The sequence below is a fragment of the Commensalibacter sp. W6292M3 genome (assembly GCF_016101315.1).
Lineage (GTDB): Bacteria > Pseudomonadota > Alphaproteobacteria > Acetobacterales > Acetobacteraceae > Commensalibacter > Commensalibacter melissae.
Genome location: NZ_JACFQT010000004.1, coordinates 1 through 16,637, shown reverse-complemented (window position 1 = coordinate 16,637; position 16,637 = coordinate 1). Strand labels below are relative to the sequence as shown.

General features: G+C 36.3%; 13 protein-coding genes and 1 tRNA gene. 8 read left to right on the top strand and 6 right to left on the bottom strand.

What is annotated here, in order from left to right; translation table 11 throughout:
* Positions 1–665: 665 nt before the first annotated feature.
* Both H3T57_RS08260 and H3T57_RS08255 read left to right on the top strand, forming a co-directional pair.
* Positions 666–968, top strand: coding sequence for a toll/interleukin-1 receptor domain-containing protein (locus tag H3T57_RS08260; RefSeq protein WP_198194004.1), 303 nt, complete (start codon positions 666–668; stop codon positions 966–968).
* Positions 923–1,483 (top strand): hypothetical protein, encoded by a 561-nt coding sequence (locus tag H3T57_RS08255; protein WP_198194002.1) that lies wholly within the window; start codon positions 923–925, stop codon positions 1,481–1,483. The genes H3T57_RS08260 and H3T57_RS08255 overlap by 46 nt, the downstream gene beginning before the upstream one ends.
* Positions 1,484–1,652: 169 nt before the next feature.
* On the opposite strand, the gene H3T57_RS08250 is transcribed toward H3T57_RS08255, so the two are convergent.
* Both H3T57_RS08250 and H3T57_RS08245 read right to left on the bottom strand, forming a co-directional pair.
* A complete protein-coding gene (locus H3T57_RS08250; protein WP_155568768.1) occupies positions 1,653–3,935 on the bottom strand; it encodes an NADP-dependent malic enzyme in 2,283 nt (760 codons plus the stop codon).
* Positions 3,936–4,056: 121 nt separating this feature from the next.
* Positions 4,057–4,143 (bottom strand) — tRNA-Leu (locus H3T57_RS08245).
* Positions 4,144–4,191: 48 nt separating this feature from the next.
* On the opposite strand from H3T57_RS08245, the gene lipB reads away from it, so the two are divergent.
* Positions 4,192–4,917: a lipoyl(octanoyl) transferase LipB gene (lipB, locus tag H3T57_RS08240; protein WP_370552773.1), complete on the top strand. Its 726-nt coding sequence runs from the start codon at positions 4,192–4,194 to the stop codon at positions 4,915–4,917.
* Here the strand turns inward: lipB and H3T57_RS08235 are convergent.
* Positions 4,895–5,521 carry an outer membrane lipoprotein carrier protein LolA gene (locus H3T57_RS08235; RefSeq protein ID WP_155568766.1) on the bottom strand — a complete coding sequence of 209 codons (627 nt, stop codon included), beginning with the start codon at positions 5,519–5,521 and terminating at the stop codon, positions 4,895–4,897. The genes lipB and H3T57_RS08235 overlap by 23 nt on opposite strands.
* A 183-nt stretch (positions 5,522–5,704) precedes the next feature.
* Between H3T57_RS08235 and H3T57_RS08230 the strand changes: the two genes are divergently transcribed.
* The 3 genes from H3T57_RS08230 to H3T57_RS08220 are packed head-to-tail and all read left to right on the top strand — an operon-like array spanning position 5,705 to position 9,291.
* A complete protein-coding gene (locus tag H3T57_RS08230) occupies positions 5,705–6,298 on the top strand; it encodes a J domain-containing protein (protein WP_110439511.1) in 594 nt (197 codons plus the stop codon).
* A gap of 49 nt (positions 6,299–6,347) precedes the next feature.
* Positions 6,348–7,370 (top strand): AAA family ATPase, encoded by a 1,023-nt coding sequence (locus H3T57_RS08225; protein WP_198193997.1) that lies wholly within the window; start codon positions 6,348–6,350, stop codon positions 7,368–7,370.
* A 37-nt stretch (positions 7,371–7,407) separates the two neighbouring features.
* Entirely contained in the window at positions 7,408–9,291 is a 1,884-nt protein-coding gene (locus tag H3T57_RS08220; RefSeq protein WP_198193994.1) for a cobaltochelatase CobT-related protein, read from the top strand.
* Positions 9,292–9,343: 52 nt separating this feature from the next.
* Here H3T57_RS08220 and H3T57_RS08215 read toward each other — a convergent pair whose 3' ends face one another.
* Together H3T57_RS08215 and H3T57_RS08210 are read right to left on the bottom strand one after the other, a co-directional pair.
* The gene (locus tag H3T57_RS08215) at positions 9,344–10,570 is read right to left on the bottom strand and encodes a pyridoxal phosphate-dependent aminotransferase (protein ID WP_232349814.1); all 1,227 of its coding nucleotides are present in this window, start codon (positions 10,568–10,570) and stop codon (positions 9,344–9,346) included.
* A 15-nt stretch (positions 10,571–10,585) separates the two neighbouring features.
* Positions 10,586–11,791: a pyridoxal phosphate-dependent aminotransferase gene (locus tag H3T57_RS08210; protein ID WP_198193992.1), complete on the bottom strand. Its 1,206-nt coding sequence runs from the start codon at positions 11,789–11,791 to the stop codon at positions 10,586–10,588.
* A gap of 243 nt (positions 11,792–12,034) precedes the next feature.
* Here H3T57_RS08210 and H3T57_RS08205 point away from each other — a divergent pair, with 243 nt between their 5' ends.
* On the top strand, positions 12,035–13,660 hold the full coding sequence (locus H3T57_RS08205) for a hypothetical protein (protein ID WP_198193990.1): 1,626 nt from the start codon (positions 12,035–12,037) through the stop codon (positions 13,658–13,660).
* Positions 13,661–13,716: 56 nt separating this feature from the next.
* A complete protein-coding gene (locus tag H3T57_RS08200; RefSeq protein ID WP_198193988.1) occupies positions 13,717–14,904 on the top strand; it encodes an aldose 1-epimerase family protein in 1,188 nt (395 codons plus the stop codon).
* 72 nt (positions 14,905–14,976) lie between these two features.
* On the opposite strand, the gene H3T57_RS09185 is transcribed toward H3T57_RS08200, so the two are convergent.
* A complete protein-coding gene (locus tag H3T57_RS09185) occupies positions 14,977–16,359 on the bottom strand; it encodes a glucosyltransferase domain-containing protein (protein ID WP_255549920.1) in 1,383 nt (460 codons plus the stop codon).
* Positions 16,360–16,637: the final 278 nt, after the last annotated feature.

Below are 16,637 nucleotides of genomic sequence, written 5' to 3'. Positions count from 1 at the left end.
AATATTATTTCACAATTTGATAAGAATATGTAGAAATTATGACAAGAAGGCCACATTCAATAATTAAGCGCGGAATTCCCTTTTAATTAAATACCTATATGTGAATCTTAATCAAATTATGTCTAATAATTTACGCGCAATAATGCTACCATAGTAAAACTAAATTTTAACAGAAAAATTTGTTTTTTCAAACTTCCCAGAAATGATTGCTATTACAAATATATCAAATTAAATTTATCTAATTGATAATATTTAAATATAATGTGAATCAAAAAAACCAAAGATGAATAAAATACACATCTTTGGAAGATTATACTTAATTAAAAAACCATTACTATTTAAATAACTTAAATTATTTTTAAATAATATTATTTAAAAAAGCTTAAATAATTTAAATATACTTTCTTTTTACAGCTAATCTATCGTGAAAACAATATATGGAATAAAATCCTGGATATATTTAGCCAATTTTTTGGTCATATGAAGAAAATCATATTTTATAAAATTTATATTAGTTCATGTGTATAATTTTATTACACAATTTATCAGCTTCCACTTGATCAATTTATTTTATTTCATTTTGTTAATATTAATGTATACTTTCCTAAATTTGTCATTATTAATCATAATGTTAAAAAAGGGTTTATAACAAGGTCACTTTATAAATGCCAGAATTAATCAAAAAAACGATTTTCCTAAGTCATATTACAGAAGAAAAAGAACTTACAAGTATATTTCAACAATTAATCGAAGACAGTTTTTTTGGACAAGTCCATGTTTTCACGTCCAGTTTCTCCATAAAACCAGGTCAAAGATGGTTTGATGAAATTGAAGAAAATTTAAAAAATAGTGCCATCATGATTGTATTTTGCAGTCCCAAAAGTATTCAACGTCCCTGGATCAGTTTTGAATGTGGGGCAGGATGGCAAAAAAATATCAATGTTATCCACTTTGTCACTCTGGATTAACCGTTGACACCTTACCGAGCCCATTAAATTTGCTTGAGGGCGGCAACATTTCAGATAAGAATAAGATAACAGATATATTTGAGATCATTAAAAATGAAATCGGCTTTAACCGTTTACCTATCATAGACTTCGATTCATTATTTAAAAAAATAAATGAATTTGAAAATAAATATCTTCCAGCAAATAATAAAAATACGATAGATCTACCTCAACGAAGCCCGTTGTCTTCTATAATTTCAAAAATATTATTGGAAATCAAAAAAATAAATCCCGGTTTTTTTGAAAGACTCAAAACAATGTATAAAGATCCAAAAATGGGATTAACGCTTCCCCCGGTTCCTTTAATTTATTATAGCTACAAATCTTTAAAATGCCACTTGTACGAATTACGCAAACACGACAATAACTTTCATTTCAATTATAATGTACCATCTCATTCAGGCACATTTAACCCTTACGGAAATCTAGTTTTAACTGTTTCCCCTGAAGTTAAACAATTAATTGTAGAATTATAATTTTTATATTTTATCCAAAATTTTAATGCGTGTTTTACAAGCAATCGCGAATATGCAATTTTTAATGAAAAAATAAAGAGTGAAAAAATGGATTTCTCACTCTTTTATACACAGTAAATTCAGTAATCTTGAACAAGATTACAATATTTTCCTAATATTGCAATCAAATTTATTGTTTTTTTCTTAATGATTGGCGAATGGCAATAGCTGTCAGATTCACGATACCTCGTGCCGTTGTATTTTCCGTAAGAACATGAAGCGGCTTTGTTGTGCCAAGCGTTATAGGACCAATCTGCAGTCCATTTCCAACCACACGACTCAAGGAAAATCCAATATTTGCCGCATCAAGACTGGGCATAATTAACAAATTGGCATTTCCTCTCAAGGGTGAATCATCAATTAATCTCGAACGCAAGGTTTCACTTAACGCAGCATCACCCTGCATTTCCCCGTCAATTTCCAATGAAGGATTCTTTTCGCGTATTATGGCCAGGGCTTTTTTCATTTTTAATGCTGATTCAGATTTTCCCGTTCCAAAAGAAGAATAAGATAATAAAGCGGCTCTTGGTACCATACCAAACATAGATACCATTTCAGAAGCCAATAAAGTTAATTCAGCAATTTCCTCAGCCGTAGGGTCCAGATGTAAATAAGTATCCCCCATAAAAAGCGCTACATTTGACTGAATCATAGCAGAAATAGTATGGAATTCCTTTACTCCATCCTGTTTGGGGATAATATTTTTCAATGCCTTAAAATGACGATACCATTCACCAAATCCACCAACAAGTGCTGCATCAACATGCCCCTCCCTTAAAAGCATCGCTGCTAGAATTGATTTTCTTCTATAGAGCTGTTCATACGCCAAAGACGGAGGAACACCCGTTCTTTCAACCAATCTCTGATAAGGTTTTTCCAGTGTTTGCAAAAATGGGTTATCCTTTTGGGGATCATAAACTGTTAAATCCTTACCAATTTTTAAGCTTAACCCCAATTGGGTAATTTTTTCATGAATCCTTTTCTGATCTCCGATAACATAAGGTAAAACCATCTGTTCATTAACCATAGTTTGAATAGCACGTAAAACCCTATCATTTTCGCCTTCAGAAAAGACAACCTTTTGCAGTCCTTTATGTTGATGAACAGCTGCAAATACAGGTTGCATAACCTGACTGGTTCTGAACACAAATTGCATCAGATGCTCCAGATATCCATTAAAATCATCAATCGGACGTAAGGCAACCCCTGTTTGCATGGCCGCTTTTGCAACCGCTGGCGCAATTTCCAAAATTAATCGCGGATCAAAAGGTTTTGGCAAAATATATTCAGGACCAAAGGCAGGTGCCTGACCGCCATAAGCGGCCACGACAACCTCATTGGCTTCTTGTGTCGCCAGATTTGCTAATGCATAAGCGGCGGCTTTTTTCATCTCCTCGTTTATTTCGGTTGCCCCAACATCTAGGGCTCCGCGAAATATAAAAGGAAAACATAAAACATTATTAACCTGATTTGGATGATCAGAACGACCTGTTGCCATAATCGCATCTGATCGAATACTGCCAACCTCTTCTGGAGTGATTTCAGGTTCCGGATTTGCCAATGCCAGAATCAAAGGATTGGATGCCATTTTTGCCACCCATTCTTTTTTCAGAACTCCAGCCACAGAAACACCAAGAAAAATATCCGCACCCGCTATAACATCCTCCAAACGGCGAGCCTGCGTGTCTTTGGCATAACGTGCCATATTTTCTGGCATATTTGGATCGCGGCCTTGCCACACCACTCCATCAATATCCGTTAAAATGACATTTTCAGGTTTTAATCCCAGAGTTACCAATAAATTTACACATGCAATAGCTGCCGCCCCAGCCCCAGAAGTGACCAATTTAACGTCTTCAATTTTCTTATTCTGAATTCGCAAGGCATTAATGGTAGCCGCACTTACGACAATCGCCGTTCCATGTTGATCATCATGAAAAACCGGAATATTCATTCTGGATTTTAGATTCTGTTCAATAATAAAACATTCAGGCGCCTTGATATCCTCCAAATTAATTCCGCCAAAAGTTGGCTCAAGCGCCGCGACAACATTACAGAAATGTTCCGGATCATTGGCATCAACTTCGATATCAAAAACATCAATACCAGCAAATTTCTTGAATAAAACCGCCTTGCCCTCCATAACGGGTTTTCCCGCCAAGGGCCCGATGTTTCCCAACCCCAAAACAGCCGTACCATTGGAAATAACCCCAACCAGGTTACTTTTGGCCGTGTATTTGCTAGCCAAACTAGGATCCCTTTTAATTTCCAAACATGGTGCCGCCACCCCTGGGGAATAGGCTAGGGACAAATCAGTTTGAGTCGCCATTCTTTTTGTTGGTGTTATTGTTAATTTCCCTGGTGTTGGATATTCATGATAATCCAACGCATCTTGCTTAAATTTATGATCCATAATTTCCTCTTCATTGCAATCATGACATTTTTACAAATAAATCTTTGTAAAATTGGTAAAATTATATATCAAAGGCAAATGAAAAGAAAATAGGTTCTATATTCAAGTCGCAACAAGAATGTGGTGCGACCGAGAAGACTCGAACTTCCACGGGGTATTTCCCCACAAGCACCTCAAGCTTGCGCGTCTACCATTCCGCCACGGTCGCACGGGATTGATTTTCATAATTCAATCCAATATGCTTTCTCTATAACCGATGAAAGAGTTTCTAGCAATGGCTATCACACCAATATTTTTGCAAAAAAGCAAAAAAGTTGTTCCCTATCCCACAGCAATTCAATGGATGAAAAATTACGTTCAAAAAATATTTGATGGGAAAGCGGCAGAATGCCTATGGTTTTTGGAACATCCTCCGCTTTACACTGCGGGAACATCGGCAAAAGAGAGCGATTTGTTCAATCCACAGAATTTTCCTGTTTTTCATACTAATCGGGGTGGACAATGGACTTACCATGGTCCGGGAATGCGAATCATCTATGTAATGATGGATTTACGTAAACCCCATCCCACTTTTCCCGATCATGATATTCGCGCATTCATTCACAAACTTGAAGACTGGATCATTCTCACCCTTCAACAATTCAATATCGCAGCAGAAAAAAAAGAAGGGCGTGTCGGATTATGGGTTACCGATCCTGTTACAAAAAAAGAGAAAAAAATTGCCGCAATTGGAATTAAGCTATCCCATTGGATCAGCTGGCATGGAATTGCGTTGAATATTAATCCCAAACTGGAAAATTATTCCGGAATAGTCCCCTGTGGATTGAAGGAATATGGAATTACGAGCATGCATGAACTAGGAATTAATACTTCATTTGATATGGTAGACCAAGTCCTCTGTCAAGCCTGGCAGCAAGTGTTTGTCTATTCTTTAAAATTGCGGTCACCACCTTCTGACCTTATGGTTGATCAGGATAGTTAAAATAATTATTTTTAACACTTAAACCCATATGAACATTTGAAATATTCATGATCGTTTGCCGTTTACGCACATCTATAGCTTGCATCTGATCAAGGGTTAACTGACCATTTACATCTTGAAACCGTAGAGTTAACAAACCTTGGGATGGATTATCCCCGCTTGCCAATGAAATTTGCAAAGCCTGTGTTCCCTTTTGTATTGCCGTTACAAGAATGGGTGATGATAAATGAACAGGACTATTTAGCATTAATCCCAAAGGGTTTCTTGCCAATCCAATATGTGTAACAGAATGATCGTCAAAATTTTTTGCCACCATTTTTTTACCCTTTGCAACAACGATCATTGTGGAAGGGGTTTCATAATTTAAACGTAATTTTCCAGGTATATATACGATACGTCCTTCAGATTGATTACCATTTGACCAAATTTGCGTGAATTGTCCCTCAAATCCCCTTGGATCGTTCAGGGCACTTTCAACCCTTGAAATTGAAACGAGCTCGCAAGTAGGTCTTGCTTTCTGATTAGCCTGACATGCCATTAATAGAAACGGAAAAAGCAATATTATTTTTTTGCATATCCCATTCATGATTTTATCTATTCTCATCGCCTTACCTCTTTATATCAAGATGATTAATTCTATATCAGAATTATAAAATATCTTTAATATGCCCTTTGAATTATAACCGTTTTTTGGAATATAATTCATTTTCCCCCAATTCTTGTGATATTCTTCCAAGAACAATGTTCCTTACTTTTCTATTCTATTTCTTATGAAATCAAAATACTTATGATGTTTAAAAAGAAATGGGCAACAATGTTTGATCCCAACAATGCAAAAACAACACCGCACCGTTATTGTGACATGCCAGGATGCAGAGAACCAGCAGAATATCGGGCACCAAAATCCCGTCACCAGTTACATGACTATTATTGGTTCTGTTTTAGCCATATTCGGGAATATAACAAAAACTGGGATTATTTCAGGGGAATGAATACTGCGCAAATAGAGGAACACATGCGTTCCGCCGCTGTATGGGATAAACCTTCGTGGAAGCTTGGTAGATTAGGAAAAAAAAATCTTTTAAATGAGCAATCATTCCATGATCCGCTACGGCTTTTTCAAAAAACAAGAACAAAAACACATCATGATACCGGACAGAAACCCAATATCCCCCAAGAATTACAAAAAGCTTTGCAATTACTGGAAATTAGCTGGCCACTTTCGTTGGCCAGTTTAAAAAAAAGATATACCAAGCTTGCCCGTAAATATCATCCTGATACAAATGGTGGTGACGCGGATTTGGAAGAAAAATTTAAAAAGATTAATGCAGCTTATTCCCTACTCCGAACATATTTGACAAATATGATTGAAGCAAAATAAAAAATCATTTAGATCATTAAAAATAACTCTTCTACACAGGATAATTTCTATGTCCAGATCAACTTCAAACCTAACTAATCCCGATAAAACCGATTTACCTGACATTTCTATGTTATCAAAACCAGATAAATTGTTTAACGTAAGAAAAACCTTTGATATTGATCTTGATATGGAGGTCAAGGGATTTTCAAAAAAAACCTCACTGGTTCCCGATCTGGATCCAAACTATTTTTTTGATCTTGATACCACTCATGCCATTCTTGCAGGATTTCGATATAATCGACGGGTCATGATACAGGGATTTCATGGAACGGGAAAATCCTCCCATATCGAACAAATCGCTGCCCGCCTGAACTGGCCATGTATTCGCATCAATCTCGATAGCCATATTTCCCGTATTGACTTGATTGGAAAGGATGCCATCATCCTAAAGGACGGAAAACAAGTTACACAATTTCAAGAGGGTTTACTTCCATGGGCTTTAGAGCATCCATGCGCACTTATTTTTGATGAATATGATGCTGGCCGTCCTGATGTTATGTTTGTCATTCAACGTGTGCTTGAAACAGAAGGCAAACTGACCTTGCTGGATCAAAATCGAGTTGTCCGCCCTGATCCATTCTTTCGTCTTTTTGCAACAGCAAACACCATTGGATTGGGAGATACGACCGGGCTGTATCATGGTACTCAACAAATCAATCAGGGGCAAATGGATCGCTGGAATATTGTTGCCGCACTGAATTATTTACCCCCTCCACAAGAAATTAAAATAATCATGGCAAAAATGAATGTACAGCCTCAGGACGCAGAAACAAAAAAACAGATTGAATCAATGGTAGCATTGGCCAATTTAACCCGAATTGGATTTGCCGAAGGAGAACTGTCTACTGTAATGTCTCCTCGCACTGTCATCAGCTGGGCTGAAAACTATACAATCTTTCATGATCTTGCATTGTCTTTCCGCCTAACCTTCCTAAATAAATGTGACCTGTCAGAACACGGAATTGTAGCAGAATATTACCAACGCTGTTTTAATGTTGACCCTTTAACAACCGATCCTAAAACAGTTTAAACAATATTGAATTATCCGATTTAACAAGAGGATTATAATGCCTAAAAATCAGAAGAACAGACAGACTGATTTACCCAATTTTCAAACCGCTTATAATCCTGAACGTTTCAAACAAGCCCTGATTAGTACCATACATACTTTAAGTGGTTATACGGCAACCAATATCAATTTCTGTTCAAGCACGGTCAACAATCGTCAATATCAATCCAAAAACAATAAGGAAAACGTCTATCTTCCACAACCACCAGAAATACAAGATGCAAAAACCCTGCAATTCATTAGGGGACAAGCTGATGCACTGGCCCTATATCTAAAATATCATGATAATGATCTTCCTTCACCACCAGACTTAACATCAGGGGACGCACAAAATAGTTTCAATGCCCTGGAACAAGTCCGTGTGGAGGCATTAGGAAGCAAAAAGATGGCAGGGGTTGCCGCCAATCTGCAGGCAGTTATGGAACATAACAGTCATATAGAAGGGCATGCAAGGATGGACAAGGCGGAACAATTATCTCCTGCAAAAGCCCTTTCTTTACTTGTTTATGAAACATTGACTGGAAAAACAGTACCAACAGCATCTCGTAAAATTCTGCAATTATGGCGCAATCAATTAACACCCCAGGGTGAAAAAGCTCTCAAGGCCATGAAAGAGGCTTTGACTGACCAGGATCATTATGCACAAGCTACCAAACAATTGCTTCAAGCCTATCGTTTACTAGAAGGAGAAGAGGAAAAATCCGATAATGGCAAGGAAGAATCCTCTCAAGATACCGCGGATCAAAACAAAGATAGCAATCCAGATTACCCTGAAGAAAAACAAGAACAGCAAGAAAGCGAACTTGAACAGCAATTTTCACAAATTCCCCTGAATATGGAGGATCAAGAAAAACCGGATTCAGTCATGGGAAGTGATAAATCTGAAAAAGCTGGTGGCCCCTCACAACAACCTCCGGATATCCTAGCTGATGTTGAAGATGCATCCTATCACATTTACACAAAATTATTTGATGAGGTAGTTACCGCTGAACAGATTTGCGACGTAAACGAGCTAGACTTCCTAAGAAACCAGCTTGATCAACAATTACAGGAAATACAAAATATCATATCCAAGCTGGCCAATCGTTTACAACGCAAATTAATGTCGCAACAAATCAGAAGCTGGAATTTTGATCAGGAGGAAGGACTTCTCGATGCCAGCAAATTAACAAGAATAATCACCAACCCAACCAATTCTCTGAGTTTTAAACAAGAAAAATCAACCGGTTTTAAGGACACGATTGTAACACTGTTAATCGATAATTCTGGATCCATGCGAGGACGCCCTATTTCCATTGCGGCAATGTGTGGAGATATTCTGGCCAGAACTCTTGAACGTTGTTCCGTTAAGGTAGAAATCCTCGGTTTTACAACCCAGACCTGGAAAGGTGGACACAGTCGTGAAAAATGGCTGGCTGACAAACGTCCCCAGAATCCAGGACGGTTAAATGATTTACGCCATATTATTTATAAAGCTGCCGACCAGCCATGGCGACGAGCCAAACGTAATTTAGGCCTTATGCTCAAGGATGGCTTGTTAAAAGAGAATATTGATGGAGAGGCTCTTTTTTGGGCGTGGCAAAGACTTAAAACCCGTGTAGAAAAACGTAAAATTTTAATGGTTATTTCTGATGGAGCACCTGTTGATGATAGCACTTTATCGACGAATGGATCAGAATATCTTGAAAATCATCTTAAACGCATGATTCGCAAAATAGAAAATCGTGCTGAAATCGAGCTTATAGCCATTGGAATTGGGCATGATGTAACACGTTACTACAAACATGCCGTGACAATCACCAAGGCAGAAGAATTGGGGGGAACAATGATTCACGAACTCACCAAACTATTTGATGAAAAAGACAAAATTCAATCTAAATAATTTTCAACCCCTTCATTAATACTCAAGAAAACCGGAGTATTAATGAATACGATCAGGATAACCCTTGCACAAACTGGGAAATTCTTTGACAGGCCTCTTCAAGAACGACATCATCAGCGGCATAAGCTATACGCAAGTAGGGACTTAAACCAAACGCTGATCCGGGAACAACCGCAACATAAGTCTCTTCCAATAATGCTTCAGCAAAATCCTGATCATTGGCAATCAACCTTCCCTGAGCTGTTTTTTTTCCAATACAGCCGGCAATACCTGGATATATATAAAAGGCCCCCTGTGGAATATTACAGCTTATACCATCCATTGCTGAAAAGGCGGCCGTCATTTTTTTACGACGTCGATCATAAGCCAGTTTCATTGATTCAACTTCTTTTTGCGCATGTTGCAAAGCCGCTGTAGCAGCTGCCTGACTGACACTGCAGGCACCAGAGGTTGAATTGCTTTGAATTTTAAGCATCGCTCTAATCAAACGCTTTACTCCACCAGCATAGCCTATACGCCAACCTGGCATTGCAAAAGTTTTAGAAACCCCATTCGCTGTTAAAATGCGATCTTTTAATTCTGGTGCCAAAGCCGCCAATGAATGATGACGTTGCCCGTCAAAAATCAGATGTTCGTAAATTTCATCAGCAAAAATCCATATCTGAGGATTAATCCTCAATACCTCAACCAATGCTAGCAAATCTTCTTTTGTCCAGACAGCACCAGTTGGATTGCTGGGGGAATTCAAAATCAACCATTTGGTCCTAGGCGTAATAGCGGCTTTTAATTGCCTTGCCTTTAAGACAAAATTATCTTTTTCAGGACAAACAACATGAACCGGATTCCCTCCCAGAAATCGTACCATAATCGGATAACTAGTCCAATAGGGTGCCGGAATAATAACCTCATCTTCCGGATCTAAAGTCGCCATCAAGGCATTGAACAAAATCTGTTTAACCCCGTTTGCAACCATAATCTCGTCCAATGCATAATCAATGCCATTTTCTTCCTTGAATTTTTTTTGTATGGCCTTTTTCAACGATAAAAAACCGTCTATAGGAGGATATTTCGTTTTTCCTTCCAAAGCCGCCTGATAACCTCCCTCAATAACTATTTTGGGTGTTAAAAAATCAGGCTGTCCTAGGGCCAGGGAAATAACATTTTTTCCTTCTGCTTTCAGAACCCTTGCCCGCATTGACATCGCGATGGTTGCAGGAGCCTCAAACCCGCTCATTCTTGAGGCAAGAGCGGGTTCAATTGCAATTTCCTCATTATTCATAACCAATATCTAGCCCTAGCTCAAATTCATGCAGAAATGTTTAATCCGTAAGCAGGCTTCCTTAAGCAACTCTGTATTTGTCGCATAGGAAATACGGAAATATCCAGCCATCATAAAAGCTGCTCCATGAACTGTGGCTACACCCTCTTCTTCCAGTAAGGCCGTTACGAAATCCTGATCACTATTAATTTTTGTCCCCTTACTGGTTGTTTTACCCAAACAATTTTTCATTGAAACAAACAAGTAAAAGGCCCCCATGGGTTTTAAACAGGATAGACCCGGTGCGCCATTTAGGTTATCCAAAACCAGATTTCGCCTTTTTTGATAAGTAGCCACCATATCGGCAACTGAATCCTGTGAACCAGTCAAAGCCTCAACGGTTGCCGCCTGACTAATGGAACAGGGATTGGTTGTGGACTGTCCCTGCAACTTTATCATTGCCTTGATAAATTCTACAGGGGCGGCAGCATATCCAATACGCCATCCCGTCATCGAATAGGCCTTTGAAACACCGTTCATTGTAATTGTACGTTCTTTAAGGCGTGGTTCAACCTGGACTACTGTTGGGGCAACCACCCCATCGTAAACCAGCTTGGAATAAATATCATCCGTCAAAACCCATACATTTGGATATTGCATCAGGACATCACATAAAGCCTGCAATTCTTCTTTACTGTATACAGCACCTGTGGGATTACAAGGGGAATTCAAAATCAGCCATTTCGTTTTAGACGTAATTGCTGCACTCAGTTGTTCGGGCTGCAACTTGAAACCTGCGTGCTCCTCCTTACAAGGAATGATAACTGGTGTTCCACCAGCCAATGTTACAATATCGGGATAAGAAACCCAACAAGGTGAAGGGATAATGACCTCATCTCCTGGATTAAGACTGGCCATCATCGCATTGAATATAACCTGTTTTCCACCACTGGAAACCATGATTTCTTCAGGTTGGTAGTCAATATTATAATCGGCTTTCAAACGTTGGGCAACTGCCTGGCGGACAGCTTGGGTCCCTCCAACATCTGTATATTTTGTCTGTCCGGACTGAATGGCTGCTATGCCTGCGTTCTTAATATTGATCGGCGTATCAAAGTCAGGTTCACCAGCCGAAAGGCTGATCACATCCTGACCCTTACTTTTCATGGCACGCGCCTTTGCACTAATCACCAGTGTCTGACTAGGCTGTATTTTTTTCAATCGAGCAGATAGAATATCCATTATTACCATTCCAGTTACGTAAACAATTCATTCATATAAAGCTTATCATTATATAAAATATTTATAAAAAACTTTATATAATATAGATCATGTTTTAATTAATTATAATAATTTTATTTTTTATAAGACCATTTAACTTTTAAACGATCATTGAATTTAATTTTTCTCTTTTGAAAAATCTATATCGAACGAACTCATTTAAACAAATTTATTAAAACAAGAAAGATTATAAAACCAATGGAAATGGCTATTCTTAAATATCATGTTCTAGATTTCATAAAAAAAAATCAAGCAAAACCGATTCCAGCAAAAATATATCCCGGATTGAAAAATATAACGCAAATTACTGAAAATTTTAAAAATAACCAGGCTAACCAAACAATATTAAAAGAGCTCTGCCAATATTGCCTTACTTTTAAAAATTATATGTTGGCTGAAGCGTTAATAAATTTTCTTATAGAGATAGATTCAAACAATAAGGACTACTATTTTTTTAAGGCAACTATCCTTTTCTTGAAAAAAGATATAAACGCTTCTTTAGAAAAACTGGAAAAATATCTCAATTTCATTTGTTCTTCTGACCTCTTAACAAGGGATATCATGTCCGAATTGGAAAAAGGTGAAATTACCAATTATTATATGTTTTTTTTACCCAATATCTTACAAAGATATAAATTGCCAATTCCAACCTCCGAATTTAACCTTTATCTTTTTCCCTATTCAATGCACGGCGCAAATCAAACAATTCAACAGCGTTATGCAATTTACCTGGGCTATTATTGTGACAGACTTCAAGAACATTTTAGAGATCTGTTAAAAGGATTACTGGACGAGGAATATGAATTAAATGGAGATACAACCTGGTATCATCTAAATGCAGGAAAATTGCAGTGGCTTCTCCATAATAGACCCTCGGCAGATTATCACTTTCAAAAATCCAAAGAACTGGCCCCTGAAACTTCCGTTTATTTCGACAATGAAGATAGTGGTGTATATAGTTGGTTAACAGAAAAGAGATACCAAAATTTTGAACAGGCTGATAAACATGATGATCCATTTCATCTGGAAAAATGGCAATGGTCATATGCTGATCTAAAAGGTCAACAGGCCGATTTACTATTCATTCTGGGTTGTGATTCCCGGTATTTAAAATATTTACCCAAATTTCTCTTTACTCTTGTAAAAGCACATAAAAGGGTAGATTTTCAAAGTAAAATCGTTCTTGCTCTTGCATTGGAAAATCCATCATCTCAACAAAAAGAATTTCTAAAGGAGATCTCTGAATTTATTCATAACACCATTCCTAATATGCATATTACCTATGGTTATGGTTCCTCACTTTATCGGGATGCAGCCTATTTTACCTGTTTACGTTTTCTTTTTGCGGAAAAACTTTATCAACGTTATCCTACAAAAACCTTTATTCTTGATATTGATCTCACCGTTACAGAGGATTTTTTCAGTAAAAAATTCCCTTTATTTGGCAATTATGATTTTGGTTTGAGACTTTTTGCTTTTGATAAAAATGGTGATCAGCTCGTGGGGGCACCTTGGTGTTTGGGAGCCGGAATTACATATCTAAACCATTCAGAAATCACCCCTAAAATTCTTCATTTTATCGGACATTATATAAAATGGGCTTATGATCCTCATAATTTTACCAATTGGTGTATTGATCAATGTGCTTTGTCACAAGCTGTCGAGCAATTTATACGCCCTTCCTGGAAAAATTTGGTAATAAGAGATATCGATCAAGAGAATTTATTTGATCTATCCAATTATTTTAAATCAAAAAACGATTTTTATTATCAAGCCCCCTACATCAGTGAAAATAATTTTAAGGAACAAATTCAATTATTATTGCATTAATTATATAAATCTTCAAAATAATGCATGAGTGCTGTTTGTAAATCCGGGAGAATAAAATGACACTAGAATTTTCATTATCTCAAAATCAGACCAAATCTTTTACACTAACCAGCGCAGCCCATAACATTGAATTAGGCAATTGGGAGATTAACAATCACCAGCTTGGCATTGAGGATGTTTTATTTTCTATTCAGCAAATCTGTCTGCATGGAGGAAAACAGGAAGGTTCCAGACTGATCATAATTAAATGTCCTGATGGATTGACCATCACCCTGAGCCCAACACGAGGAATGAATGTGATTGAAGCAACAGCTCCTGGCATTCGCCTGGGTTGGGATTCACCTGTAAAGGAGATAGTCAACCCCACTTTCATAAATCTTCAAAGTCGCAATGGCACCGGATGGTTGGAAGGTTTTAACGAAATGATGGTACGTTGCGGTTATGAATGGTCTGGGCATCCTTTTACCGACACCAATGGTGAGCTTTATAGCCTTCATGGAAAAGCAGCAAATACACCAGCGTCTGAAGTTATTGTTGAGATCGATACTCTATTTCCATACGAAATCAAGATAAAAGGCTTAATTAAAGAAAGCACTTTCAAAAAAACCGATTTACGTGTTCTAACAGAGCTATCCTATATTCCTGGCTCCCACAGTTTTACCCTTCATGATCGCTTGACCAATCATGCCGATTACTCGCATCCCTATCAAATTATTTACCATAGCAATTTCGGTAAACCTCTATTAGAAAAAGATGCAAAATTTATCGCCCCTGTTAAAGAAATAAGTCCTTTTAACAACTATGCTCAAAATAGGCTAGATAATTGGCAAACTTATCGTGAACCTACCAAAGATTTTGATGAAATGGTATTTAATATCATTCCCTATACCAAAAAAGATGGAAGCACCATGGCCGCGTTGCATAATAAAAGCGAAAATAAAGGAGTTTCCATTGAATTCAATACTAAGCAACTTCCCTTTCTAACTTTATGGAAGAACACAGATACCGAAAAACAGGGATATGTCACAGGCATAGAACCAGGAACCAATTTTGCCTATCCTATGACAATTGAACGTGAACAAGGTAGACTTAAAAAACTTCATGCCGGAAAAACAGTTGAATTTAAATTGAGATATAACGCCTTACTTGATCGGCAAGCTGTTGAAATCATGAAAAAGGAAATTACCAATATTCAGGGCAATCAAGAAACCCAAATCAATCAAAAACCAGTCGCACAAGAATAACAGAATTAAAATAAGGGATTAATTGACATATCCCTTGTTCAATCAATCCTTATCCAATATTTGATATATGGATTAAAAAGTTCCTGGATTATAATTTTTGGTAATACTATCGCAATAAGAGCCTGTTTTAACATACAAAATAACACCATATAAAGTCGATTGAATATAACAGCCAGAAAAAATATCTTTAGCATCTTTTGGAAAATCTGGAGAGGCCCTGCCAATAACATTTTTATGCATGTAATACTCTCCATTTAATAAACCGTTTACATACCAAGGGTTTGACAATCCAACAAAATCAAAAATTTTCCTTGTTAATGGATGTGTTTTCATAATGGTTTGTTGAGAAGAAAACCTCAAATCATCGCGGATAAATGTAATCCCCTCCACTTTCTTATTACCAAAATGATAAATAGATTGTAAAATTTCCTGAACTATTAATGCATTCTTCTGATGATCTATTCTTTTCAGGTTACATAATGCTGATGACAAAAGTAAAGATGTCCATAAATAACAAATTGGAACCAAAAGCATTATCTTTGAATGACAACCAGCCTTTTGAACATACAGAAATATAAAAATGAAAAAGGCTGATATACCCATCATTTCACGTGTATTACCACTGGGTATATTTAATATAATATTTGAACTCGTTAAAGCAACCAGCAATAAAGGAAAACACAGGTATAAAACATAAATTCTTTTATAATTTTTCTTTAAAAAATCTGTTATCACTGTATATAAAAAAAATACAGATAAAATAATCAAAGATACTATTATATAGTTTTCCTGAATATACAATAAAAACAGTAATAGATATATTTTGATATTCTCAATAAGATGAATGAATATATGTTCATTTAAAACAATAATCTTTCCTAATGGACCATAATCGTTGGTAATCAAAAAATTTACAACGCATATTTTATAAATGAGAAATGTAGTTAATATATTGCATAGTCTTAGAAATAGTTCCCTGAACAATCTGGAAAATGCTACCTGATCACTATCATTCAATAGTTTTACAGCCAATAGTCCAATAACTAATGTCAAAGCACATTGATAAAAACAATATAAAGAAAATATTAGGCATGAACGAATTATATAATCAATACACACATTTTGATTATTTTCTTTAAATACAAATAGACATGCCAATGCAACACTGCATGTCATGATTATACAATCATATTTATATGATAAATTTTGTAAAAAAAATGGATTGCATAAAAGAAAAATAAATATAGTTAATTTTAATAAATAATTCTCTGATCGAATTATTTTATCTGTTGTATAAAGAAAAATTAAATTCAAAGCTAAGAAAGCAATAATAAATGAAAAAGGATAAGGGTCAGGAACTATTGCACTTCCGTTTAATAAACGAATCAACCAAACAGAAAACGGTCTTACATTAAGGAACCATACAAAAAGGTCACCATTAGATGCCCGATACATATCATCAACAAAATCATAAGGAGACAATAAAAAAGGAATAGAATAAATAAAAGTAATAATAGACGTTAATAAAACATAATGTTTTTTATGAATGGTTATAGACATCAGTTTAATATTATTTTTTAAATTACATATGTTGAAATTATTTTAATGTTAAAATATTAATCTTGATCTGAAAACAAGCCAATCTAATTTAATTATTCTATAAAAAATTTTTATATTTATTAAGTTATGATCTTTATTTGGTTTTTTACGGTATATGAGAGGTGGACATGCGA